Source organism: Klebsiella sp. Q2, from assembly GCF_009900705.1.
GTDB classification, from domain to species: domain Bacteria; phylum Pseudomonadota; class Gammaproteobacteria; order Enterobacterales; family Enterobacteriaceae; genus Klebsiella; species Klebsiella quasipneumoniae.
The window spans coordinates 441026-462769 of the sequence record NZ_JAAABE010000001.1; the positions used below are offsets into that span (position 1 = coordinate 441026).

27 protein-coding genes are annotated in these 21744 nt (G+C 55.6%); 11 read left to right on the forward strand and 16 right to left on the reverse strand.

The window, feature by feature from the left end:
* Positions 1-2: 2 nt before the first annotated feature.
* Positions 3-281, reverse strand: coding sequence for a regulatory phage cox family protein (locus tag GT756_RS02320; RefSeq protein WP_020316881.1), 279 nt, complete (start codon positions 279-281; stop codon positions 3-5).
* Positions 282-402: 121 nt separating this feature from the next.
* Between GT756_RS02320 and GT756_RS02325 the strand changes: the two genes are divergently transcribed.
* The 6 genes from GT756_RS02325 (at position 403) to GT756_RS02350 (ending at position 3556) form a co-directional block, all read left to right on the forward strand.
* Positions 403-702, forward strand: a complete 300-nt coding sequence (locus tag GT756_RS02325; protein WP_009486500.1) for a helix-turn-helix transcriptional regulator — start codon at positions 403-405, stop codon at positions 700-702.
* Between the two features lie 115 nt (positions 703-817).
* Positions 818-1801 carry a tyrosine-type recombinase/integrase gene (locus tag GT756_RS02330; protein WP_009486501.1) on the forward strand — a complete coding sequence of 328 codons (984 nt, stop codon included), beginning with the start codon at positions 818-820 and terminating at the stop codon, positions 1799-1801.
* A gap of 264 nt (positions 1802-2065) precedes the next feature.
* Positions 2066-3079 carry a sensor domain-containing diguanylate cyclase gene (locus GT756_RS02335; protein WP_017898645.1) on the forward strand — a complete coding sequence of 338 codons (1014 nt, stop codon included), beginning with the start codon at positions 2066-2068 and terminating at the stop codon, positions 3077-3079.
* 57 nt (positions 3080-3136) lie between these two features.
* Positions 3137-3238 carry a YoaK family small membrane protein gene (locus GT756_RS02340; protein ID WP_004150782.1) on the forward strand — a complete coding sequence of 34 codons (102 nt, stop codon included), beginning with the start codon at positions 3137-3139 and terminating at the stop codon, positions 3236-3238.
* Entirely contained in the window at positions 3238-3312 is a 75-nt protein-coding gene (gene yoaJ, locus GT756_RS26350; protein ID WP_137910537.1) for a protein YoaJ, read from the forward strand. Before GT756_RS02340 ends, yoaJ begins: the two co-directional genes overlap by 1 nt.
* 118 nt (positions 3313-3430) lie before the next feature.
* Entirely contained in the window at positions 3431-3556 is a 126-nt protein-coding gene (locus GT756_RS02350; protein WP_004203733.1) for a hypothetical protein, read from the forward strand.
* Between the two features lie 59 nt (positions 3557-3615).
* Here the strand turns inward: GT756_RS02350 and GT756_RS02355 are convergent, their stop codons facing one another.
* The 4 genes from GT756_RS02355 to fraE form a co-directional block, all read right to left on the reverse strand.
* Positions 3616-3879, reverse strand: a complete 264-nt coding sequence (locus GT756_RS02355) for a DUF2534 family protein (RefSeq protein ID WP_004203731.1) — start codon at positions 3877-3879, stop codon at positions 3616-3618.
* Positions 3880-4009: 130 nt separating this feature from the next.
* Positions 4010-4648 carry a leucine efflux protein LeuE gene (gene leuE, locus GT756_RS02360; RefSeq protein WP_004203730.1) on the reverse strand — a complete coding sequence of 213 codons (639 nt, stop codon included), beginning with the start codon at positions 4646-4648 and terminating at the stop codon, positions 4010-4012.
* Positions 4649-4737: 89 nt separating this feature from the next.
* Entirely contained in the window at positions 4738-5652 is a 915-nt protein-coding gene (gene lpxP, locus GT756_RS02365) for a kdo(2)-lipid IV(A) palmitoleoyltransferase (RefSeq protein ID WP_017898648.1), read from the reverse strand.
* Between the two features lie 658 nt (positions 5653-6310).
* Complete coding sequence (gene fraE, locus GT756_RS02370) at positions 6311-7354, reverse strand: fructose-asparagine asparaginase (protein ID WP_087832762.1); 1044 nt, start codon at positions 7352-7354, stop codon at positions 6311-6313.
* Positions 7355-7657: 303 nt separating this feature from the next.
* Here fraE and GT756_RS02375 point away from each other — a divergent pair, with 303 nt between their 5' ends.
* Together GT756_RS02375 and GT756_RS02380 are read left to right on the forward strand one after the other, a co-directional pair.
* Positions 7658-8866 carry an HD domain-containing phosphohydrolase gene (locus tag GT756_RS02375; RefSeq protein ID WP_049092534.1) on the forward strand — a complete coding sequence of 403 codons (1209 nt, stop codon included), beginning with the start codon at positions 7658-7660 and terminating at the stop codon, positions 8864-8866.
* 73 nt (positions 8867-8939) lie between these two features.
* Positions 8940-10724 carry a sensor domain-containing diguanylate cyclase gene (locus GT756_RS02380; RefSeq protein ID WP_135699094.1) on the forward strand — a complete coding sequence of 595 codons (1785 nt, stop codon included), beginning with the start codon at positions 8940-8942 and terminating at the stop codon, positions 10722-10724.
* Here the strand turns inward: GT756_RS02380 and GT756_RS02385 are convergent.
* Entirely contained in the window at positions 10721-11620 is a 900-nt protein-coding gene (locus GT756_RS02385; protein WP_135699092.1) for a LysR substrate-binding domain-containing protein, read from the reverse strand. The genes GT756_RS02380 and GT756_RS02385 overlap by 4 nt on opposite strands.
* Positions 11621-11741: 121 nt before the next feature.
* Between GT756_RS02385 and GT756_RS02390 the strand changes: the two genes are divergently transcribed.
* Entirely contained in the window at positions 11742-13244 is a 1503-nt protein-coding gene (locus tag GT756_RS02390; RefSeq protein ID WP_160124540.1) for a UbiD family decarboxylase, read from the forward strand.
* 85 nt (positions 13245-13329) lie between these two features.
* Here the strand turns inward: GT756_RS02390 and GT756_RS02395 are convergent, their stop codons facing one another.
* The 4 genes from GT756_RS02395 to GT756_RS02410 all read right to left on the reverse strand — a co-directional run bounded on the left by GT756_RS02395 (position 13330) and on the right by GT756_RS02410 (position 15821).
* Positions 13330-13740 (reverse strand): Spy/CpxP family protein refolding chaperone, encoded by a 411-nt coding sequence (locus GT756_RS02395; protein WP_017898654.1) that lies wholly within the window; start codon positions 13738-13740, stop codon positions 13330-13332.
* Positions 13741-13875: 135 nt separating this feature from the next.
* The gene (locus tag GT756_RS02400; RefSeq protein WP_004203719.1) at positions 13876-14562 is read right to left on the reverse strand and encodes an EAL domain-containing protein; all 687 of its coding nucleotides are present in this window, start codon (positions 14560-14562) and stop codon (positions 13876-13878) included.
* Between the two features lie 425 nt (positions 14563-14987).
* Positions 14988-15143: a hypothetical protein gene (locus GT756_RS25730; RefSeq protein WP_167878475.1), complete on the reverse strand. Its 156-nt coding sequence runs from the start codon at positions 15141-15143 to the stop codon at positions 14988-14990.
* 45 nt (positions 15144-15188) lie between these two features.
* Complete coding sequence (locus GT756_RS02410) at positions 15189-15821, reverse strand: helix-turn-helix domain-containing protein (protein WP_135699086.1); 633 nt, start codon at positions 15819-15821, stop codon at positions 15189-15191.
* Positions 15822-16388: 567 nt separating this feature from the next.
* Between GT756_RS02410 and GT756_RS02415 the strand changes: the two genes are divergently transcribed.
* Complete coding sequence (locus tag GT756_RS02415) at positions 16389-16586, forward strand: hypothetical protein (RefSeq protein ID WP_004203716.1); 198 nt, start codon at positions 16389-16391, stop codon at positions 16584-16586.
* Between the two features lie 40 nt (positions 16587-16626).
* A complete protein-coding gene (locus GT756_RS02420) occupies positions 16627-17025 on the forward strand; it encodes an FUSC family protein (RefSeq protein WP_227540495.1) in 399 nt (132 codons plus the stop codon).
* On the opposite strand, the gene cydB is transcribed toward GT756_RS02420, so the two are convergent.
* The 6 genes from cydB to GT756_RS02450 form a co-directional block, all read right to left on the reverse strand.
* Positions 16943-17953, reverse strand: coding sequence for a cytochrome d ubiquinol oxidase subunit II (gene cydB, locus GT756_RS02425; protein ID WP_023317966.1), 1011 nt, complete (start codon positions 17951-17953; stop codon positions 16943-16945). The genes GT756_RS02420 and cydB overlap by 83 nt on opposite strands.
* Positions 17950-19356, reverse strand: coding sequence for a cytochrome ubiquinol oxidase subunit I (locus tag GT756_RS02430; RefSeq protein ID WP_004203714.1), 1407 nt, complete (start codon positions 19354-19356; stop codon positions 17950-17952). The genes cydB and GT756_RS02430 overlap by 4 nt, the downstream gene beginning before the upstream one ends.
* A 54-nt stretch (positions 19357-19410) precedes the next feature.
* Positions 19411-20298 (reverse strand): manganese catalase family protein, encoded by an 888-nt coding sequence (locus GT756_RS02435; protein WP_004140512.1) that lies wholly within the window; start codon positions 20296-20298, stop codon positions 19411-19413.
* Positions 20299-20314: 16 nt separating this feature from the next.
* Positions 20315-20821 carry a ferritin-like domain-containing protein gene (locus tag GT756_RS02440; RefSeq protein WP_004203713.1) on the reverse strand — a complete coding sequence of 169 codons (507 nt, stop codon included), beginning with the start codon at positions 20819-20821 and terminating at the stop codon, positions 20315-20317.
* Positions 20822-20847: 26 nt separating this feature from the next.
* The gene (locus tag GT756_RS02445; RefSeq protein ID WP_008807707.1) at positions 20848-21342 is read right to left on the reverse strand and encodes a ferritin-like domain-containing protein; all 495 of its coding nucleotides are present in this window, start codon (positions 21340-21342) and stop codon (positions 20848-20850) included.
* A 90-nt stretch (positions 21343-21432) separates the two neighbouring features.
* A complete protein-coding gene (locus GT756_RS02450) occupies positions 21433-21618 on the reverse strand; it encodes a general stress protein (RefSeq protein ID WP_004150795.1) in 186 nt (61 codons plus the stop codon).
* Positions 21619-21744 lie beyond the last annotated feature (126 nt).

Below are 21744 nucleotides of genomic sequence, written 5' to 3' on the forward strand. Positions count from 1 at the left end.
GGCTATCGACCTGGCTCACCGAGACCAAGCCACATCAACCACCCTTCCCTGATCTCCTTTGGGCGACTTTCGTAGGCCAGTTTCATGCCGTTGTTCCAGGCTGGAAGGTAAACCCAGTACTCGCCCGCACGCCCAGAAGTTGACTGGGGATCGGTCATCTCGATTACAGGTAACTTCCCTTTCTCGATCATTCCTCTTACGGCTGCCGGAGTTTTACCAATGATTTTCGCAAACTCCTGATACGGGATGGCATCGCTGCTACTGACAATTTTTTTGTTCATCTGATAACCTCTTATCTAGATCTAACCAATGGGCTTCAATGTTCTCTAATGTGCCTTAGTGTTTTTAGAGAATATCGAACAACAGTAGAGAATACCGAAGATATTAGAGGATCTTGATAACATGTCAACAGCTATTAGTGAGAAGCTTGCGTTGATTCGCGAGTCCGAGAGACTTAACAGAAAGCAATTTGCTGAAATTACAGGAGTTCCTTACAGCTCACTCACATATTATGAAAGCGGAAGGACCATACCGCCTACCGACATAGCGATGAAAATTCTCCAACACCCCCGATTCTGTAAATACGCTCTTTGGTTTATGACCGATCAGGTGTCCCCTGAATCCGGTCAAATCGCACCGGCCCTCGCACACTTTGGGCAAGACTTAACAACCTCGCAGCACTCAGACCAAAAGACTGGTTAACAATTAACCAGGCTTACATACATTTCAAATGTCTATTATTGGTCGAAAAGTATTCATCACATAATTGCAACGCGTTAAGGCCTAAAGGCAAACGCACCCATCGGAGGGTTTTCTTATGACTATTAAGAAACTCGATGATGGTCGATATGAAGTGGACATCAGGCCTGCTGGTCGCAATGGAAAGCGTATCCGCAGGAAGTTTGATAAGAAAAGTGAAGCGGTAGCTTTCGAGAAGCATACCCAGTTCAACCATCACACCAAAGAATGGTTATCAAAACCGACGGATAAGCGGCATCTGTCTGAACTGATACAGCTTTGGTGGAATTTGAAAGGCAAGCATGAGGAGCACGGTCGGATAAACCGCAACAAGTTAGACGTGTTTTGCAGGATTACAGACGATCCTTGTGCTTTTCAGATTACGAAAGCGCTGATTAGTCAGTATTACGCGGCAAGAAGAAGCCAGGGTATTAAAGCTTCCACCATTAACCGCGATCTCAACAGTATCAGTGGTATGTTCACAGCGCTTATCGAGGCCGAGTTGTTTTCGGGTGAACATCCGATCAGAGGGCGGAAGAAGTTGAAAGAAGAAGTCCCAGAAACTGGCTATCTGACAGAGGACGAAATCAAGCACTTGCTCTTTAAACTGGATGGCGACAACAAGAAGATAGCTATTCTGTGTTTAAGTACTGGTGCTCGCTGGGGCGAAGCGGCTCGACTCAAGGCGGAACACATCATACAGAATCGTGTGACGTTCGTTAAAACCAAGAGTAACAAGCAGCGGACTGTTCCAGTTTCAGCGGAAGTGGCAAAACTCATAGCGGATGGTAAGCGAGGGTTGTTATTTGGTAAGGCGTCTTATTCTGACTTCAGGCAGATACTCAGGGAGGTAAAACCTGATCTTCCGACCGGCCAGGCGACGCATGCACTACGCCACAGTTTCGCGACGCATTTTATGATTAATGGGGGGAGCATAATTACATTACAGAGGATCTTAGGACATGCGCGAATTGAGCAAACTATGGCCTACGCTCACTTTGCACCGGAATATCTTCAGGACGCGATCTCGCTTAACCCGCTGAGAGGTAGCGCTGATGTGTGAAACGTCCACATAATGTCCACAGATGGGTAATTAGTTATGGCTTTCAATGGTCTTGCGTGCCGCGCAACTCCGCATTGTACCGTTGAAAGCCCCTTGTTCCGGGTGTTTCCAACGCACCCGACGGGGCTTTTTTCCCGGCGAGTCGACAAGTATTCCCCAGAAAGATGTGATAAATTTAAAAATATCACTGTTTATTCGACGCTGATGTCCGTTTGCAGCCCAATATGCTGGGGTGACGTTTGGCGTGCTGGAGCTGTATTATTCATGTCAGATTTTATTCTTGCCCGGGTGTCGCAAACCCTCGCTACGGAACAGTCCCTGGAAACCCTGGTGCGCCAGCTGCTGGAGATGCTGGAGGCGGTGACGCGAATGGAGTCCACCTACCTTACCCGCATCGATATCAACGCCCAGCGGCAGCAGATCATGTTCGCCCACAACAGCAGCGAAATGCAGATCCCGGAAGGGTTTTCCGTCCCCTGGGATGAATCCCTGTGCAAACGCGCCCTTGAGGATCAGTGTACGTTTAGCAATGACGTCGCCCGTCGCTGGCACTCCTGTATCGCCGCCCAGGAGCTGGGGATCGCCACCTTTTTAAGCATTCCTGTGCGCCTGGCCGACGGATCTCTGTTCGGTACCCTCTGCGCCACCAGCCGGCAACAACAGCCTTATAACCTTGAAGGTGAACAGGTCATGGGCCTGTTCGCGAAGCTCATTTCCCACTACGTGGAAAAAGACACCCTGGTGCAACAGCTGCAGGCGGCAAACGTCGCGCTGGAGCTGCACTCGTCTACCGATGAGCTCACCCAGCTCCCTAACCGCCGCGCGCTGTTTAAGCAACTGGCGCTACGCTTTGCCTCCGCCCGCGCTCAGCAGCAACAGGTCGCGCTCATTTTTATCGATCTCGACGGTTTCAAAGCCATTAACGATCGGTTCGGCCATCCGTGCGGTGACAGCTTTCTGGTGCAGGTCGGTGAACGACTCACCGCCGTCGCGCGCCGTGAAGATATCGTTGGCCGCCTTGGCGGCGATGAGTTTTTGATCGTCGGTAGCGCCCAGCCGCCTGCAGCGCAGCAGGCGTATGTCACCACCCTGCGCCAGGCCCTGTGCGGGGTCTACTTCCTCGGCGAACAGCGTATCAACTATGAGGGCGCCAGCTTCGGGGTGGTCATCTGCGATCCGCAGAGTATCGATGTTGAAGCGGCCTTACGCGCTGCCGATGAGGCGATGTATCAGGATAAGAAGTCTCGCCGGCAGGAGAATTTTATTCATATTGACTAAAGTCACGCGATATCCAGTATCATGCAGGGCATCATTCGTGGGTACAGGGACACTATCATGAAATTGGGTATTCTTTTCCCGGTGGCGATCTTTATCATCGCCGTCGTCTTTCTCGGCTGGTTTTTTGTCGGCGGCTATGCGGCGCCGGGCGGGGCATAATGAAAAAAAGCACCATTATTATGCTGGTTGTCGCCATCGTGGCGGTGGCCGGCGCCCAGTTCGGCTGGTGGTGATCGCCGCGACGATATTGCGGAGTTGTCCTATCCCATCAATAAGTTAACGCTTTACACTCACGTTATCCGCCGCGGCATTCTCGGCCACGGGGAAAGAAAAATAGCGGGAGAAGTAAGGATGAAAAAGCCGATCGTGTTACCGTTGATTATTGCGCTGTGCACGCTGTTATCGGGATGCATTGTTGACGATGGGTATCACCACCATCGCCACCACCACCATCACCACTATCATGACGATGATTAATGCTTCACGCTGTTGATGAGCCGATAAGACAGGGCGAACCGCGGTTCGCCCGTTGACGCTTAATCCTGACGCTCGTCGCCGAGGAAAATAAAGCCGAGCGGAATAGCGAAGAGCGCGGTAAAGACGATGCTGTAAACTGTCACCATCGCCCCCTGCAGGAAGAACATAGACGTCGTCCACTCCGAGTACGGCATATTGTACTCGCTCACCACGCCGCCAAAGGTCGCCCGTCCCACCACCGCCAGCGCGATAGCAAACACCGCCGCGAGCGACAGACAGTATTTTTTGCAGTTTTTATTGCTGAGGAGTTTTTGCAGAATCATCCGGGCTTCCTTTTTGCTGAGCGATAAACGGCTGTATATGTAACACCAATGCAATAAAAAATGAAGGGTTTTTGTTACAAGACAGAATAAGAGGCGGCGGGCCGGTCTGTGGGTAACCGGCCCGTGGGGATCAGGACTGCAGGGTAGCCAGGCGCGCGGCGAACCCAACGAAAACCAAGCCAATCAGGCTGTTGCCAAGTTTAGCCAGCTTCTTGCGGGTTTTGACGTAGCGGGTGACAAACGAGCCGGAGAGGATCAAAAAGCTCATATAGCAGAAGCTAATCACCTCAAGGGTCAGCGCCAGAATAAAGAACGCCACCCCGGGCGCTTTGGCGTTGACATCGATAAACTGCACGAAAAACGACACATAAAACAGAATCGCTTTCGGGTTGGTCAGGCTCAGGGTCAGGGAACGCTTGAGGATCGCGCTCGCCGGCTCTGCGCTGGCGTCGGCCTGGCCGTCACGCTGGGTCAGCACCGCATAGAGCATTTTGCCCCCCAGCCACAGCAGGTAAATCGCCCCGAGGTAACGGACGACGTTAAACAGCACCGGCGTGGTCTTAATCAGCGTCGCCACGCCGGCAAAGGCCAGAAACATCAGCACCGCGTCGCCAATAAAGACGCCCGCCGCCGCCAGATAGCCTTTCTTCACGCCGTGGGCAATGCCCGTCTTCAGCACAAAAAACGTATTAGGGCCAGGGACGAGGATGATAAACACCGCCCCGACCAGGTAAGTCAAATAATTCAGAACACCAAACTCAGCGAACACTCTGCACTCCTTCGCGCACGACTAAAACATGATCCGGCTCACGTTACCCCAACTGTCGGGATTTTGAAAGCGCAGCCTGTGCGGGAAGGTTAATAGACGGAAGGTTCACCCAGCGGGCGGGTTTTAAAACGGCGATGCACCCACAGATACTGCTCAGGGGCGCGGAGGATCTCGCGCTCAATCACCTTGTTAATATAGCCGGCGGCGATCTGCTTATCCTCACCGGGATAGTCATTCATCACTTCGCTAATGTGCAAGCTGTAGCCCTGGCGATCCAGCTTGCGCACCATGCTGATGCTCAGCATTTTCGCCCCCGATAAGCGGGAAAGCACATAGGTGCCGTTGGTGGTTGCCGCCTGCGGGACGGAGAAAAACGGCGCAAACACGCTGCCCTTGGGGCCGTAATCCTGGTCCGGAGCAAACCATACCGCCTCGCCTGATTTTAAGGCATGTACCAGGCCGGTCAGGTTGTTGCGATCGATCATCGCTTTGTTCGAGCGCAGGCGACCGCGGGTTTGCACCCACTCCATCAGCGGACTGTTATGCGGACGATAGGTGGCCATCATTGGACGACACAGCCCCATGGCGCGCCCGCCCAGCTCCAGCGACATAAAGTGCACGCCGACGACCATCACCCCTTTCCCGCCGCTAAGCGCATGATTAAGGTTGGCAAAGCCCTCGACATCAAACCATTTTTTGACCCGTTCGTCGCTCCAGAACCAGGCCATGCCGGTTTCAATCAGCCCCATTCCCAGCGACATAAAGTTTTGATCGATCAGGGTCTCGCGCGCCGCCGGCGACATCTCCGGGAAGCAGAGTTCAATATTGCGCCGGGCGATATGTTCGCGGCGTTTGAGAAAACGTCGGGAAAGACGACCCGCACTGGTGCCGATAAAATGCAGCAGCGGATAAGGCAGTTGTACAATCAACCAGAGGATGCCGAGCCCAAACCAGGTCAGCCAGTTGCGCGGGTGTAAAAGTTGTTTATTAAATACGCAGGCCATGATTTTTCCTGTAAACATTAATTATGTGGTAACGCTTAAGGAAAACAGAATCCATTTATCATCATTAGGCGGTACGTACAGCAAGTAGGACAATACTAATCCGCTGAAATTCCCTCCGGCAAGTAAAAAACAACGTGCTGACAAAAAAACATAATTGCGGCACAAATGTTACTAAATGTAAACTTAAATCTTATCCTCTTCTTAATATATTCATCGTGCATATCATTTTCACGCTAATCATCAGCGTTACTACCGGACATAATCGAAACCCGACGCGAGAACGCCTTGTCTGCCGGGGTCTGATGCCCGCTCAGCCACACGGCCCGCAGCCTGCCCGCGTCTCCAAGCTCTTCGTCTGTGCCGCGAAAAAATAAAAGGGTTCCTCCTTCAGCGTGACTCATTTTTTATCCGTCAGCATAAGGAATATTAAAATCGCCTTAAGGGAATAATTAAGAATAGACTTATTTAAAGATGCTTTAAAAATAAGCGCCCTGGCAATTGTTTGCGCGTTAATACCGCCCTTACCCGCCGCTTAAAAAATATTTCTTTACGCCTTACCGGCATAAAGCACCGTGTTTAGCGCGGACAGTGACCCGACATCGGGTCACTGTAGGGCAAACCGCAGCGAAGACGTGATGGACGCCCCGGCGGCAGAGGATCAGTAGGTGTGGAAATATTGCTGGATCAGCAGCGGATCTTTGGTCTGCGTCAGCGCCGTCATCAGCAGAATACGCGCTTTCGCTGGATTGAGGGAATCGGCCACCAGCCCGGGCTGGCTGTCGTCCGGCGGCACCACGCCGCTGCCGGTGCGGGAGGCGCGCACCACCACGATGCCCGCCTGCTGCGCTTTTTTAATACCGGCGGCGCTACGTACCGACACCGAACCTGCCCCCGTGCCGGCGTAAATAATACCGTCGGCATGATGGGCGATCGCCGCATCGTACATATACTCCGGGTCGTCCTGGTAACCATAGATGATTACCACTTTCGGCAGGGCCTTCAGCTGACGCACATCGAAGACCGAGCGCAGGGTGTGGATCTTATCCACCCGCGTTTCAAACTGGGGTTTTCCCCCCACCACGACGCCAAGATAACCCTCCTCCGACGCCCGGAAAGTATCCAGCGAGGTGGCATTGGTTTTGGTGACGAAGCGCGCCGCGCCGATGCGGTCGTTAAGCACCACCATTACCCCGCGCCCGCGGGCATCCGGGTCGGCGGCGACGGTGACGGCTTCCAGCAGATTCATCGGCCCGTCGGCGCTGATCGCCGTCGCCGGACGCATCGCGGCGGTAAAGACCACCGGTTTATTGCTTTTCACCGTCAGATTGAGGAAATAAGGGGTTTCATCGAGGGTGTCGGTGCCATGCGTGATCACCACGCCATCGACATCATCCCGGGCTAATAACGCATTCACCCGCTTCGAGAGCTGCAGAATAATATCGCTGGTCATATTCTCACTGCCGATATTCGCCACCTGCTCACCTTCGACGTGGGCAATTTTACTGATTTCCGGCACGGCGTTAATCAGCGTCTGCACGCCAATTGCCCCGGCTTTATAGCCCGTCGTCTGGGTATTGCTGGCCGCCGAGCCGGCAATCGTCCCGCCGGTGGCTAAAATGACAATATGCGGTAAACGCGTCTCGCTAAACGCCAGGCTGCTTATCGCTAGTAACGCAATGGCAAGTAATGCTCTAAAATTCATACAGGTCACTCCCTTCATAGACATTAATCAAACTTACGCTTGCTTAATGCAAAGGGCTTGCCAGAATTGATATCTTTTACGAGGGGTAAATGGTTAACTATCAGACAATAATAAGGTTCTCGCCTCAACATCGCCCAAATCTGGTGCATGACTGGATCTGAACCGGGCAGGCGCCATGACCCCATACATTATGAGATTTTACCCGTTCAGCAACACACAACACGCATTGCGATCAGATTATCGACACTTCCGTCACCCTCGAGGTCATTTATGCCCGCCAGGTGACGCGAACGGAGAACAGAAATGCGCATTGCCCTGAAGTCGGCCCTGATGCTGACCACCAACGTCATTCAGATCATTAACCCTGAACTGCACCGGCATATGCAACGAACGGCCTTAATCGCGCTGACGCTGGCGCAAAGGCTGGGTCTGCCTGCCGAGCGTCAGCAGACCATTTTTTGCGCCGCGCTGCTGCACGATATCGGCGTACTGGGTGATAGACGCACTATCCATTCGCTGGATGCCATCGATAATATCCACGATCCGCATCAGCGCCAGGGGGCGGCGATGCTTGAGGGGTTAGCAACCTTCCAGCCCATCGTCCCCTTTATTCGCGACCACCACTTTAGCCCGGAGCACCGCGGCAGCCGCGAACAGCATATTGTCTATTTCGCCGATGCCTTTGAACGGCTGCTGCCGGCGGATAGCCGCGTGGCCGCGTGGCCCACGCGGGCAGTGGTGGAGCAGTTCGTCACCCTGCACCGGGAAATCGATCCGCTGCTCTGCGATACCCTGTGCGAGGTCGCTGAAAATGCGAGCTTCTGGCAGCACCTGCATCCCGGGCATATTCAACGGCTGCTGGAAATTATAGCCCCCATCAACACGCTATATCTGGATATTGACGGTCTGAAAGATGTCTGCCTGCTGATTGCCAAAATTGTCGACACCTACAGCAGCTTTACCGCCAGCCACAGTATTATGGTGGGGGAAATCGCCCACCAGCTTGCCCATTGGATGCAGCTGCCAGAGCCCACCTGCCAGCAAATACAGGTTGCCGGCTATCTGCATGACATTGGTAAGGTTTATATCCCTCTTTCTATTCTGGAAAAAGAGGGGGAGCTGGATGACGACGAGCTGAGTCAGGTACGCGAGCACAGCTACATGACCGGAGATCTCCTGAGCGACTACAGCGAGCTTGGCGACATTATCAACTGGGCCTCGAATCATCATGAAAAACTGGACGGCAGCGGCTACCCTCTGCATCTCGAAAAGGATCACCTGACCCTCGCCGACCGGATTATCTCCATCGCCGATATTTTCACCGCCCTGACCGAAAATCGCCCTTATCGTAAAGGGATGGCCTGGCAGGAGGCCTTACAGATTATGGAAACGGATGTTATAAATGGCGCTCTGGATCGCGATGTCTTTCTCGTTTTACGCCACCATGCGGAAACGCTACACGCCATCATTCTTCAGACCCTTGAACACCCCCGCAGCGAGCACCGCCCCTGAAGCGGGCCGCCGTCATAACCGGGGGCGGGTTCTATAATTAAAACCGCTTCATCTGCATGCAAGGAAACACAGGGTGAGAATCGCCACCATCACCAACTGGGCCTACGGGATCACCGTCGGCCTGACGCTGGCATCCGGGAGCGCCATGCTCATGGCCTCCAGCGCTGACCGCGTCGAACGCCAGGCGGTACAGCAGCGCCAGGTCTTTGATACCCTCTCCGACGAGGTGGAAAACGACGCCTGGGCGTTGTCTGACCTCGCCCGGCTATACGTGGTTAAGCCCTCGCCGGAGACGCTGGAGCAGTATCAGCAGCTGCAGCGGAGCGACAAAAGCATTGAGCTGCGGCTGGCCAGATTGAAAGATAACGGCGCCAACCGCGAGGAGCTGGCGCTGCTGCACGATGGCCTGCAGATTGCCGCTGAACTTCAGGATGAACAGCAGGCCGCCCTGGCGCATGTCGCCAACGGCGATGCGCCAGCGGCCATCGCGATACTGTATGGCAAAGCGTACGAGACCGAGCTGGAACGTATGCAGACGCAGATCGATCGCTTCCGCCAGATGCTCGAAAATCGCGCCGCCGTTGCCATTGACCAGGCCACCGACCGCTCGCGGATCTGGCGAACCCTGTCGGAAATCATGGTCGGCCTGACCGCCCTGATGTTTTTGTTCGTCCTCGGCTTTATTCTCAAACGCCGGGTGCTCTACCCGGTGGTTCGCCTGAGCGACGTGGTGCAGCGTCTCGCCTCCCAGGACTATGCGGTGGAGACGCCGCAGTTCACTCAGGTGGATGAGATTGGCGATATGGCCCAGGCCATCCGCATTTTTCGCGAGAACGGCCTGGCCCGCCAGCAGCTGGAGCAGCAGCGCGACGCCGACTGGGCGATCCGCGAACTGCTGGCGCGCATGACCCAGCGGCTGCAGGGCTGTGAAACCATTGAGGATGTGATTAAGGTGGCGGAACTGTTTGCGCCGAATATCGCCCCGACGATCCCCGGGAAACTGTATATTCTGGATACCGATCCCTGGCAGATGCGCTGCGTGGCGCAGTGGCTGGCGCCCGCCGGGGAGACGACGCCCTTTTCACCCGACGACTGCTGGGCGATACGTCGGGGACTCAGCCATCCGCCGGTGCAGGGCGAACCCGATATCACCTGCTATCATCTGCCAGAGGCGCACGCCGGCCAGTCGCTCTGCGTACCGCTTATCGCCCAGGGCGAAGCCATTGGCCTGCTGACTTTCCAGAACGTCACCGCCAGTGACGCTCCTTCCCGGGCCTATCTCGAGCTGATGGCGGAAGCGTTGGGCCTGGCGCTGGCCAATCAGCGTTTGCGCAGCGCCCTGCTGGAAAAAGCGCTGTTCGATTCCCTGACCGGCCTGCGTAACCGCCATCATCTTGACGAAGCGCTGCATTCGCAGATGGCGCTGGCGGTCCATACCCATACTCCGCTGAGCTGTCTGATGATCGACATCGATCATTTTAAAACCATCAATGATCGCTATGGCCATGAGGCTGGGGATCTGGTGATTAAGAGCGTTGCGACCATTGTGCAGCGCGCGGTGCGCGATATCGGCATGGCTTTCCGCTACGGCGGCGAGGAGTTTCTGGTGCTGCTCCCCGGCATTGACGAAGCCGAGGCGCACCAGTGCGCCAGCGAGATCTATACCCAGGTGCATAATATGACGCTGCGCGATGGTCTGACCGAAATAGGTCAGGTGGATGTGTCGATTGGTATCGCCAGCTATCCGCAGCATACCCAAAGCGACAGCCTGCTGCGCGCGGCGGACGCCGCGCTGTACCGGGCGAAAGAGCTGGGCCGCTCAAGGATTGTCAGCTTTGGCCGCCTGAAGACCGGTTAACCGGGTGAGTGCTCAGTCGCATTGAGCAGCGAGATGACTTTCCGTACTACCGCCGAACGGATATGGCGGTGGTAAACCATGCTCAGCTCACTCTCCGCCAGCCGGTCCTGAAGATCGATGTACACCACGTTATCGAGGCGTAAGGCCCGCGCCGAGACCGGAACCAGGGCCACCCCGACCCCGGCGGAGACCAGGCTAATCATCGAGGTGACGTCGTTAATCCGCTGCGCCACCTGCGGCGTAAAGCCCGCGACGCGGCAGGCGTCAATAAATACCTGCTCCAGCCCGGTGCCCTGCGGATCGTTAAGAGAGATCCAGTTATCCGCGCGCAATGAGGCCAGATTGAGCGCCCCTACCCCTGCCAGCGGATGCTGCTGATAGAGCGCCAGACAGAGCTTTTCCCGCATAAACGGCCTGACCACCAGCGCGTCCGGCGGCGAGGCCAGCGGCGCGCGGATGATGGCGATATCCAGGCGCAGATCCAGCAGCGCTTCGTAGAGCATTTGCACATCGCCATGCACCAGCGACAGCTCAATCCCCGGCCAGTCGGCGCGCAGCTCGCGCAGGAGCCCCGGCAGTTTGCTGTCGTACATCGCGCTGGAGACATACCCCAGATGCAGTCTTCCCTGCTCGCCCCGCGCGGTGCGCTGGGCGTCCAGTGCCGCCTGGTCAACCATCTCCAGCGCCAGCCGCGTCTTCTGCCAAAAGGCCTCGCCCGCGGCGGTCAGGGTCAGACGGCGGTTAGCGCGGGAGAAGAGCACCACCCCCAGACGCTGCTCGAGCTGTTTGATCTGCTGGCTGAGGGCGGGCTGGGCGATATGCAACCGCTCCGCCGCCCGGTGCATATGTAACTCTTCGGCAACGACCACAAAATGGCGTAACGCTCGCAAGGACATGGCCGGACTCCGGTGGGTTTTATTGATAATAAAAATATTATCAATAAAGCATGAATGATGCAATTGATAACCATTAGCCTGCGAAGCATACTGTGCGCATCGACACGCTAAGGAGAACATCATGACCGCACCGATTCAGGATCTGCGCGACGCCATCGCGCTGCTGCAACAGCATGACAATCAATACTTCGAAACCAATCATCCGGTGGACCCTAACGCCGAGCTGGCCGGCGTCTATCGCCATATCGGCGCCGGCGGCACCGTGAAGCGCCCCACCCGCATTGGCCCGGCGATGATGTTTAACAATATTAAGGGCTATCCGCATTCGCGCATTCTGGTGGGCATGCACGCCAGCCGCCAGCGGGCAGCGCTGCTGCTGGGCTGCGAAGCTTCGCAGCTGGCGCTGGAGGTGGGTAAAGCGGTGAAAACACCGGTCGCGCCGGTAGTGGTCCCGGCCGACAGCGCCCCCTGTCAGGAGCAGATCTTTCTGGCCGACGATCCGGACTTTGATTTGCGCACCCTGCTCCCGGCGCCTACCAACACCCCGATCGACGCCGGCCCCTTCTTCTGCCTGGGCCTGGCGCTGGCCAGCGATCCTGACGACGCCTCGCTCACCGACGTCACCATCCACCGCTTGTGCGTGCAGGGCCGGGATGAGCTGTCGATGTTTCTTGCCGCCGGCCGCCATATCGAAGTGTTTCGCCAGAAAGCCGAGGCAGCCGGAAAACCGCTGCCGATAACCATCAATATGGGTCTCGATCCGGCCATCTATATTGGCGCCTGCTTCGAAGCCCCCACCACGCCGTTTGGCTATAACGAACTGGGCGTGGCCGGCGCGCTGCGTCAGCGCCCGGTGGAGCTGGTGCAGGGCGTCAGCGTCCCGGAGAAAGCCATCGCCCGCGCCGAGATCGTTATTGAAGGCGACCTGCTGCCCGGCGTGCGCGTCAGAGAGGATCAGCACACCAACAGCGGCCACGCGATGCCGGAATTTCCCGGCTACTGCGGCGGCGCCAACCCGTCGCTGCCGGTGATCAAAGTCAAAGCGGTCACCATGCGGCACAATGCGATCCTGCAGACGCTGGTGGGACCGGGGGAAGAGCATACCACCCTCGCTGGGCTGCCGACGGAAGCCAGTATCTGGAATGCCGTCGAGGCCGCCATCCCGGGCTTCTTACAAAATGTCTACGCCCACACCGCGGGCGGCGGTAAATTTCTGGGGATCCTGCAGGTGAAAAAACGTCAGCCCGCCGACGAAGGTCGTCAGGGACAGGCTGCGCTGCTGGCACTGGCGACCTATTCCGAACTGAAAAACATCATTCTGGTTGATGAGGATGTCGATATCTTTGACAGCGACGATATCCTGTGGGCGATGACCACCCGCATGCAGGGGGATGTCAGCATCACCACCCTCCCCGGTATCCGCGGTCACCAGCTCGATCCTTCCCAGACGCCGGAATACAGTCCGTCGATCCGCGGGGAAGGTATCAGCTGCAAGACGATTTTTGACTGCACGGTCCCCTGGGCGCTGAAGCCACACTTTGAGCGTGCGCCGTTTGCCGATGTCGACCCGCGTCCGTTTGCTCCGGAGTATTTCGCCCGTCTGGAAAACGGCCACGGTCAGTAAGTCAGTCAAGCTGGGCGACTGGCGCCGGACACGCGGCGTCTGTCGCCCGATTCAGCGCCATCCGGAGCGGATGGCGAAGGCCGGGTTAATTAATCGCCGCGGCGAGGTCTTTTTTCACCTGCTCACGCTGCTCGGCAGTCAGCACCTGGCTGACGTCAAAGTAGTATTTCACACGATAGTAGCGCACCTGCTGATCCAGCTGGCCAAAAGCAGCCAGCTGCTGTTTGACTTTAGCTTCATCCCATTTCCCGGAGTGAATAACGTCGGCCAGGGCGCCGTCCTGATAGCCGCTGATTTTAATCTGGCTCACATTGTTTTCGAATCCCTGACGCAGCGCCTGGATTTTGGCGACCTGCTCCTCACTCAGCTTCAGATGCTGGACGACCGGGTCCTGCGAGACAGACGGCACGTCAGCCGAGGTCGACGCCTGGCTGGCGGCGGTGAAGCAGGTGGTCAGCGCAATGGCGATCAGGGTGTTACGCAAGCGTGTATTCACAATGAGTTATCCTTCAGGCAAGTAAAAGAGACGGGATTATCATCGCGGGAATAAAGCCTATCTGTAACAAAGCATTCGTTTAAAACTGGATAAGAAAAGAATGGCAGGTCACCGAAACCTCGCCCCGGTGGGGGCTCAGCAGCAGAGAAAGATATATTCATCCTTCCAGTAACGGCCCTGACCAATGATATCCCCGGCCGCAGTGATTAACCGTTTTTGCTTTTCGGTTTCGATCCCCTCCACAATCACATGCCCGGTCAGGGTATGAATAGCCTGTAACAGCCCAGGCAAAGCGGGATCGTTTTCTTTGTCCCAGAAATAATCTTTATCCACTTTGACGCAATCGAAGCGAAATCGCTCCAGCAGCCGGAAAGTCGTTCGTCCGCGTCCAAAGTCATCCAGCCAGACCGGGCAAAGCGCCGCCAGCGTGCTCAGCGCCGTCAGTTCGCGACCGGCGATAAACTCATGAAAATTCTCATTTATTTCCAAGGCGATGTATTTACTGGCGCGCAGAAAATCACACAGATAGCGGTCGGTCAGAATAAAATGGCTTAATAAATCATCAATATTCAGCGAGATCGGCTTATTATCGACCTGGGAAAAATCAAAGACGGAAAGCAATTCGATTTGCCGGGTAAATAGTGCAAGCTTGTCGCGTTCGGTAAGCGTGGAGAAAGAAAACGTGGGCGCGGAGGTGTTATTTTGTGCGGGTGCTATAATGTCTTTAGTGAGCAATTCCCACGAGTGGTAGGCACCATCATCGCTAATAGCGGGCTCCAGAACGAAGCGATAAGAGGTATTTTTCACGTTTTCTTTAACCATTTAAAAAATACCAGAAATAAGAAAGGGTTAAAGCATGTCATATATTTCCCGCCAACAAAAATAGTTTAAAATGATCGATAAGAAACATTCGATAGCTAAAAGCTATCAAGATATAATTTATTGATCGGTAAAGTGAATTAATATAAATTTGCCACCGCTGTCATCCCCACCTAAGTCAAAATTAAAATATCGTTTCAAACCAGCCAGTTACAAAATAATCCATCACCAGGCATTGCGGCTTCATGCTTTTTCCCTACGGGGAAAAAAGCATGGAGTAATAAAACCGAAAAAAACAAGCCGCCAGTTTTTGGCATTTTTATGCCGAAGATCAATAACGCATCACCCGGCACGGCCCGCCTGCCACGCCGTCTGCAGGCGATAAATCAGGCAGACGGGTCAACGAAACGTCATATTTTCCCGCTATCTTACTGGCAAAAGAGGCGAAGTGGGAAAAGGGTAGTGAGAAGAATATACGGGGTTCCGCTGGCGCTGATGCTAGTCATGCTCAGCGCCAGCGCGTGGCTGGAACCGGCTCCGCGGCATGCCGCCAGAGGGCTGTGCGTCTGGTTTGATGGCGCAATGGTCGACTGCCTGCAGAGGCAGCGGCTGGGCGAAGCGAGACCCGCTCACGCGCTGGTCAGACGATAAACCGGTACCCGCCGGGTGGTATTGAACAGAGTGTCGCTGACCTCCACCTCCTCAGTGACAATAGCCATACCGGACCGGCGCAGCTGGGCAATGTCCGCCGCCACCCGCTGACTGCCGAACCAGAACAGGGCATCAAGCGCGGTAACCGGCAGGCCGGCGATTAATGCCTGGCGGAGTCGATCCCGGGCAGGTTTAATCTCCCTGGCGATCTGCTGGTACGGCGCCGCCGTCAGGCCCGTCGCTTCGACGCGACGAATGCGGTTTGTCAGGTGGTAATGGAAGCTCTCCGGTACAGCCTGTAAATCCTGCTTCAAACTGTAGACGCAGCCGTAACGTTTGCCGTTGAAAACGGCGGCTTTACGGCTGAGCTGCAGCGTCTCGCGGACGTCGGCGATCAGCTGCGGCGCGCGCACCAGCAGCAGGCGAAAAGGCAGCTCGAAGCTGGTGACATAGTCGACGTTCAGTAACGCAATGCGCAGGCGCTCCTCTGCCCCGGCCTGCAGCTGACGGCACTCCTGATAGACTTCGCGCCACTGCTCCCGCAGCCGCGACGTTTCACCGGCTTCGGTAAACTGGTATTTTTCAATATCGTAATCAACTCTCCCGGCCACCGCACATTCCTTCCTGAATCAGTCCCGGCGTTATACTATCATCCTCCGGCGCTGTACCCTACGCCGAGCGCCGTCGCCGCTGTCGGTTATTTACGATAAAGATAACGGGTGATGACCACATCAAGAACAAACAGCAGGAAAATAACGCTGCTTAACCACAATAAGCCTGCGAATAAATCAAGTAATTGCATCGTTGTTCCCTCGCCGTTGGCCATAAAATATAAAGCCCCATCACCATAAAGTAGTTAAGAACTACCTTAACAGCCACAGAATAAAAATTATTTAGCGATATGAAATCCCGAGCCCTTGCAGGTTCATTTTACTGACATCAAATTGTCATCAAACAATGTCTATCATCAGCCGACGCCACAGGATTGTTCCTGCCGTCATGGTATCGCCGGCAAACGCGCGACCGCACGGTTTAACAACACGGAATAATATCGCCCTACCCCACTCTTACTGTCATTGCATAATCTTATATCAGGCCCATTGCCATTCTGCTGAATAATCCGGAAAGCGCGATAAGTCATAAACGCCCTGCTGATTGGTTGACCATGGAGAAATACGATGCCCAGCGAAAAAGCCCGCAGCCTTGACCATTTCTATGAATTACTGGCGACAGGACAACATCAGAAAATTGAACTCGATTTCGACGTCGCCGCGGACGATTTTTTTAAAATCGCCACCGAGTTTGGCGACATTGGCGCGAGGATCACCCGGGTGAATGAGCGATTTATTATTAAGATCAAGTCGCCAAAAGCGTAAGCCTCTGCCCGCCTTCCCCGGCGGGCGTCAGGCCAGCATCATGCGGGCTCTGTGGCTCGCAGGGAGTCACAGCCTGCCCCTGATTGAACGCCCATCGCGTGGGTACGCTTTCCTGTTGGCGGGTGACACCTTGCGCCTGTTGGGCTTTGCCGCCGTCTCCAGGCCCGGAACCCTTTTTGACCCTGCGGTGATCCGGGTGGAGAAGATAATGATCGGTATCTTAAGCGCCGACCTGACCGACGGCTTCGGGCTGCCGGTGCGCCCCCATATTGACACCCTGCCCAAGCAAGAAGGGAACGGGGCCGGTCTGCCCGCGACTATCTGGTTCATTCCCGGGCCGCCGGCGCGTATCTCGCTCAGTGATAGCCTTCGCTGCCGGACACTTTGCCGCGAAAGACGTAATAGCTCCAGGCGGTATACATCAGGATCACCGGGATGATCAGCAGCGCCCCCGGCAGCATAAATACCTGGCTGGAGGGCGGCGCGGCGGCATCCCACAGGGAGATGTGCGGCGGAATAATGTTCGGCCAGACGCTGATTCCCAGCCCGCTGAAGCCGAGGAATATCAGGCCCAGCGTCAGGATAAAGGGACGAGCATGGCTTGCGGGGCGCGCACTCAGGCGCCAGATCCACAAGCTCAGGGTCAGCACCAGGATCGGCACCGGCACGAACCAGAAGAAATTGGGCAGCGTAAACCAGCGTTCCGCCACGTAGCGCCAGCCCAACGGCGTCCAGACGCTGACCACCGCGATCACCGCCATCAACGCCAGCAGCGCCTTGCGGGTCAGCTCGCGCATCCGTTGCTGCAACGCGCCTTCGCTTTTCATGATCAGCCACGTGGTGCCCAACAGCAGATAGGCTACTACCAGCCCCAGACCGCAGAACAGATTGAAGGGGGTAAGCCAGTCCAGCGTCGAGCCGGCGAAGCGGCGGTCAGCCACCGCAAAGCCGTTGATAAACGCGCCGACGACAATCCCCTGGCTGAAGGTCGCCAGCAGCGAGCCGCCAGCGAAGGCATAGTCCCAGAAGGTGCGATGCGAGGGAACCGCTTTAAAGCGAAACTCAAACGCCACGCCGCGGAAAATCAGGCCGATGAGCATCGCCGTCAGCGGGATAACCAGCGCATCGGTGATCACCGCGTAAGCCAACGGAAAGGCGCCGAACAGCCCTGCCCCGCCGAGCACCAGCCAGGTTTCGTTACCATCCCAGACGGGCGCCACGCTGTTAACCATCACGTCGCGCTCTTCGGCGTCATGCACCACGCTGAACAGCATTCCGATGCCTAAATCGAAACCATCCATCACGATATACATCAACGTGGCGAAGACAATGATGACAAACCAAATCACCGAGATATCGATGCTCATGATGCGTTCTCCTCATCCCGCACCGGCTCTGCCGCCGAGAGCGGACGCGCCGGGGTACCTGCGGTTTGCGAGGTCAGCTCCGTCACCGGCTGCGGCCCTTTTTTGATAAGCCGGAAGATATAGTAATACCCCACGCCAAACACCGCGCAGTAGACCACGATAAACACCAGCAGGCTAATAGCCATCTGCAGCGTACTGTGCAACGACACCGCGTCCCGGGTGCGCAGCAAACCGTAGATCACCCACGGCTGACGGCCCATCTCGGTGGTCACCCACCCGGCGACCAGCGCAATCAGACCGGCGGGACCCATACAGAGCGCAAACCACTGGAAGGGACGCGAATGGTACAGCCGCCGCCGATAGCGAAGCCAGGCGCTGCAGATCCCTAAGGCGATCATCAACACCCCCATCCCAACCATAATGCGAAACGACCAGAACACGGCGGGCGAATAGGGCCGGTCCTCTTTCGGGAAATCTTTCAGGGCCGGCACCTGCTTATGCAGGCTATGGGTGAGGATCAGGCTGCCGAGCGCCGGGATCTCCAGGCCATAGCGGGTGCGCTCCTGCTCCATATCCGGCAGACCAAACAGCAGCAACGGGGTGGCCTCGCCGGGCCGGTTTTCCCAGTGCCCCTCAATCGCCGCAATCTTCGCCGGCTGATGTTCGAGGGTATTAAGACCGTGCATATCACCCACCACCGCCTGGATCGGCGCCACCAGCAGCGCCATCCACATCGCCATCGACAGCATTTTGCGGATGGCCGGCGAGTCGTTGCCGCGCAGCAGATGCCAGGCGGCGGAGGCCCCGACGAACATGGCGCTACTGAGAAACGCGGCGATCGCCATATGGAATAAGCGATACGGGAACGAGGGATTAAAGATAATCGCCAGCCAGTCCTGCGGGATGAGGTGGCCATTTTCGAGGGTAAAACCCTGCGGCGTCTGCATCCAGCTATTGGAGGCGAGGATCCAGAAGGTGGAGACCAGGGTGCCAAGGGCTACCATGCAGGTGGTAAAAAAATGCAGCGCTGGCGGCACCTTGCTCCAGCCGAACAGCATCACGCCGAGGAATCCCGCTTCGAGGAAGAAGGCTGTCAGCACTTCATACAGCAGCAGCGGGCCGGTAATACTGCCGGCAAATTGAGAGAATCCGCTCCAGTTGGTGCCGAACTGATAGGACATGACTAATCCGGAAACCACGCCCATACCAAAATTGACGGCGAAAATTTTCAGCCAGAAGTTGTAGAGCGAGCGCCAGACGTTATCCCGGGTTCTCAGCCACATCCCCTCCAGCACCACAAGGTAGCTGGCAAGGCCGATGGTGATGGCCGGAAACAGAATATGGAAGGAAACGGTAAAGGCAAATTGCAGTCGGGCCAGATGAAACGCGTCAAATTCAAACATAATCCGCACCATCATTGTGAAACGCCCCGGCCGCAGCCGGGGCTTATGCGAACATCACTTAGCCGATGATGACGTGTTTTGCTTACCGGCGCCGAGTTCGGCGCCGGTCAAAGGATCACCCTGCGGGTCAGACTGTGTTCGCTTCAGCATCGCTTTGCACAGCGCTTCCTGCTCCGGCGTCAGGCCGACAGAGGCGCTGCCATCTCCGCCATCCACGGCCGGCTGCGGATCCTTGACATAATCGAAGTGTTTGTCACTGTTCCAGCTGCCGCGTACTTCTCCACCCTCAGACATATTGTAGTAGGTGTTCGCGTACTCGCTAATGGGCGGCAGTTTGCCCGGTGGATAGTTATTACGAATCGACTGCAGCGCTTTCTCAAAAGAGAGCTGATGCGCCGCTTCGCGAGTCATCAGGAACGCCAGCGCGTCCTTCACGCCGGGATCGTCGGTCACGTTGATCAGCCGTTCATAGACGATCTTCGCCCTCGCCTCCGCCGCGACGTTCGATCGCAGGTCTGCGGTGGGTTCGCCGATAGTATCAATGTAGGCCGCTGTCCACGGCACGCCCGCCGAGTTGGTCAGCGGAGTACCGCCGCCGTAGAGCAGCGACGTAATATGGCTGTCGTTGCCGTTGGCGGTGAGCGAACGATAGAGTTCCGCCTCGCTCTCGGTGCCCTCCGCCAGCGCCCCTTTGGCGCCTTTATTTAGCATGCCGACCAGGGTGCCAATGATCTCCAGATGGCTTAGCTCCTCTGTCGCGATATCCATCAGCATGTCTTTACGGCCGGGATCGTCATCGCTTAATCCCTGAGTGAAATAACGACACGCGGCGGCCAGCTCGCCCTGAGGGCCGCCAAACTGTTCGAGCAGTAAATTCGCGAGCCCCGGGTTGGGTTCAGCAACGCGCACGGTATACTGCAGTTGTTTCACATGACGAAACATAGGCCTGCCTCCTGGGTTATTTTTTCGCTTCTACGCCGTCAGCATCTGAACGCAGGAGAAACTGCTCCGTGGTCTGAGGAATATGTTTGATCAGCCAGTCGGCCATTTCCCGCTCTTCCGCCAGGATGGCCTCAATGGCTGGGATGGAGGCGGTATCGCCCGCTTTTTCAGCGGCCGCCAGCAGAGAGGTATAGCAGGCGATCTCAAACTGCTCGAAAACGTACCCGCTGATCGAGCCTTTGACGATTTCATCGGAAGGAAACATTCCGCCAATGGACTGGCCAAGAGCCGCCATTTTACTCATCGAATCTTTAATCACCGAGCGCGAAATGTCGTTGCGGTCGAGGATCTCTTCCAGCACGGTAATTTGCCGTTTGGTCTCATTAATATGCTGTTCGATTCTGGCACGGAGATCCGGATAATTATCGATACGGCCAGCCATTGATTCCAGCATGGATTCTGCCTGTTTTTCCATGGCATGCGCATCTCGTAGCCAGTCATGATAATGTTCAATGTGATTCATCGTGATTTCCTCGTGTCAGGGAGCGTTTATTTTTCCGCTTTTTTATTAATATTACCTACCGCCAGGTCGGTTAATTTAACATCGGTTTGCTTTTCTTCTTCCAGGGTTTCGGCCAGCAGTTTGACCGCTTTTTTATAACCCAACTGTTCCGCCAGGGTAACCAGGGTACCGTAACTGGCAATTTCGTAATGCTCGACCTTTTGCGCAGCGGCAATTAACGCGGCATCGCGTACCTCATTTTTTTCCGTGCTCTCAACGACTTCATTGGCCTCTTCGATCAATCCTTCCATGGCCACGCATTTCATGCGTTTGATTTTCAGACCAGATTCCTGCTCAATAATCTGGTCGATACGTTCAATCTGGCCCTGGGTTTCTTCAAGATGAGCATTGAACGCCGCGCTGAGTTTTTCACTGGACGCCGCTCTGGCCAGTTTTGCCAGCCCGCGGGTTAATTGTTTCTCTGCGCTGTAGGTATCTGAGAGCAGGTGAATAAATACATCTTCAATGCTTTTCATATTCATAGAAATACCTTCTGGAGTCAGAAAATAACTGCGAGTCTGTGACAGACTCGCAGGAGATACTTTCACTTCAGGGTGCAAGGAAAAGGATAATCAGGAATTATCGGACTTGCGGCCACCGCCGTGGCTGTTTTGTCCGCCTTTTTTACCCGCTTCAGACGCACGCTGCGGATCATTTTTAAAGTTCCCGCCGCTGTGCTGACCACCTTTACGACCTGCTTCAGAAGCTTTTTCACGGTCTTCAGCAAAATTTCCGGAACCACCACGATGCTCTGCCATATTTCACCTCATGTATATCGGTTATGTCAGTACGATACGAAAATATTCCGTATCACTCGTCGTTCGATATTTAAATCTAGCGGGTAATGCTGGTTAGTCAAATTATTATCCCGTGTTTTTGATGCC

Coding starts and splice junctions, on each gene's coding strand:
- GT756_RS02445 (WP_008807707.1), bottom strand. CDS start 21,342: ATGAATATGAAAAGCATTGAAGATGTATTTATTCACCTGCTCTCAGAT.
- GT756_RS02400 (WP_004203719.1), bottom strand. CDS start 14,562: ATGGTTAAAGAAAACGTGAAAAATACCTCTTATCGCTTCGTTCTGGAG.
- cydB (WP_023317966.1), bottom strand. CDS start 17,953: ATGAGCATCGATATCTCGGTGATTTGGTTTGTCATCATTGTCTTCGCC.
- GT756_RS02420 (WP_227540495.1), top strand. CDS start 16,627: ATGCGGGCTCTGTGGCTCGCAGGGAGTCACAGCCTGCCCCTGATTGAA.
- fraE (WP_087832762.1), bottom strand. CDS start 7,354: ATGAATTTTAGAGCATTACTTGCCATTGCGTTACTAGCGATAAGCAGC.
- GT756_RS02340 (WP_004150782.1), top strand. CDS start 3,137: ATGAAATTGGGTATTCTTTTCCCGGTGGCGATCTTTATCATCGCCGTC.
- GT756_RS02440 (WP_004203713.1), bottom strand. CDS start 20,821: ATGAATCACATTGAACATTATCATGACTGGCTACGAGATGCGCATGCC.
- GT756_RS02320 (WP_020316881.1), bottom strand. CDS start 281: ATGAACAAAAAAATTGTCAGTAGCAGCGATGCCATCCCGTATCAGGAG.
- GT756_RS02325 (WP_009486500.1), top strand. CDS start 403: ATGTCAACAGCTATTAGTGAGAAGCTTGCGTTGATTCGCGAGTCCGAG.
- lpxP (WP_017898648.1), bottom strand. CDS start 5,652: ATGGCCTGCGTATTTAATAAACAACTTTTACACCCGCGCAACTGGCTG.
- GT756_RS02415 (WP_004203716.1), top strand. CDS start 16,389: ATGCCCAGCGAAAAAGCCCGCAGCCTTGACCATTTCTATGAATTACTG.
- GT756_RS02335 (WP_017898645.1), top strand. CDS start 2,066: ATGTCAGATTTTATTCTTGCCCGGGTGTCGCAAACCCTCGCTACGGAA.
- GT756_RS02385 (WP_135699092.1), bottom strand. CDS start 11,620: ATGTCCTTGCGAGCGTTACGCCATTTTGTGGTCGTTGCCGAAGAGTTA.
- GT756_RS02350 (WP_004203733.1), top strand. CDS start 3,431: ATGAAAAAGCCGATCGTGTTACCGTTGATTATTGCGCTGTGCACGCTG.
- GT756_RS02430 (WP_004203714.1), bottom strand. CDS start 19,356: ATGTTTGAATTTGACGCGTTTCATCTGGCCCGACTGCAATTTGCCTTT.
- GT756_RS02330 (WP_009486501.1), top strand. CDS start 818: ATGACTATTAAGAAACTCGATGATGGTCGATATGAAGTGGACATCAGG.
- GT756_RS02435 (WP_004140512.1), bottom strand. CDS start 20,298: ATGTTTCGTCATGTGAAACAACTGCAGTATACCGTGCGCGTTGCTGAA.
- GT756_RS02450 (WP_004150795.1), bottom strand. CDS start 21,618: ATGGCAGAGCATCGTGGTGGTTCCGGAAATTTTGCTGAAGACCGTGAA.
- GT756_RS02375 (WP_049092534.1), top strand. CDS start 7,658: ATGCGCATTGCCCTGAAGTCGGCCCTGATGCTGACCACCAACGTCATT.
- GT756_RS02355 (WP_004203731.1), bottom strand. CDS start 3,879: ATGATTCTGCAAAAACTCCTCAGCAATAAAAACTGCAAAAAATACTGT.
- GT756_RS02390 (WP_160124540.1), top strand. CDS start 11,742: ATGACCGCACCGATTCAGGATCTGCGCGACGCCATCGCGCTGCTGCAA.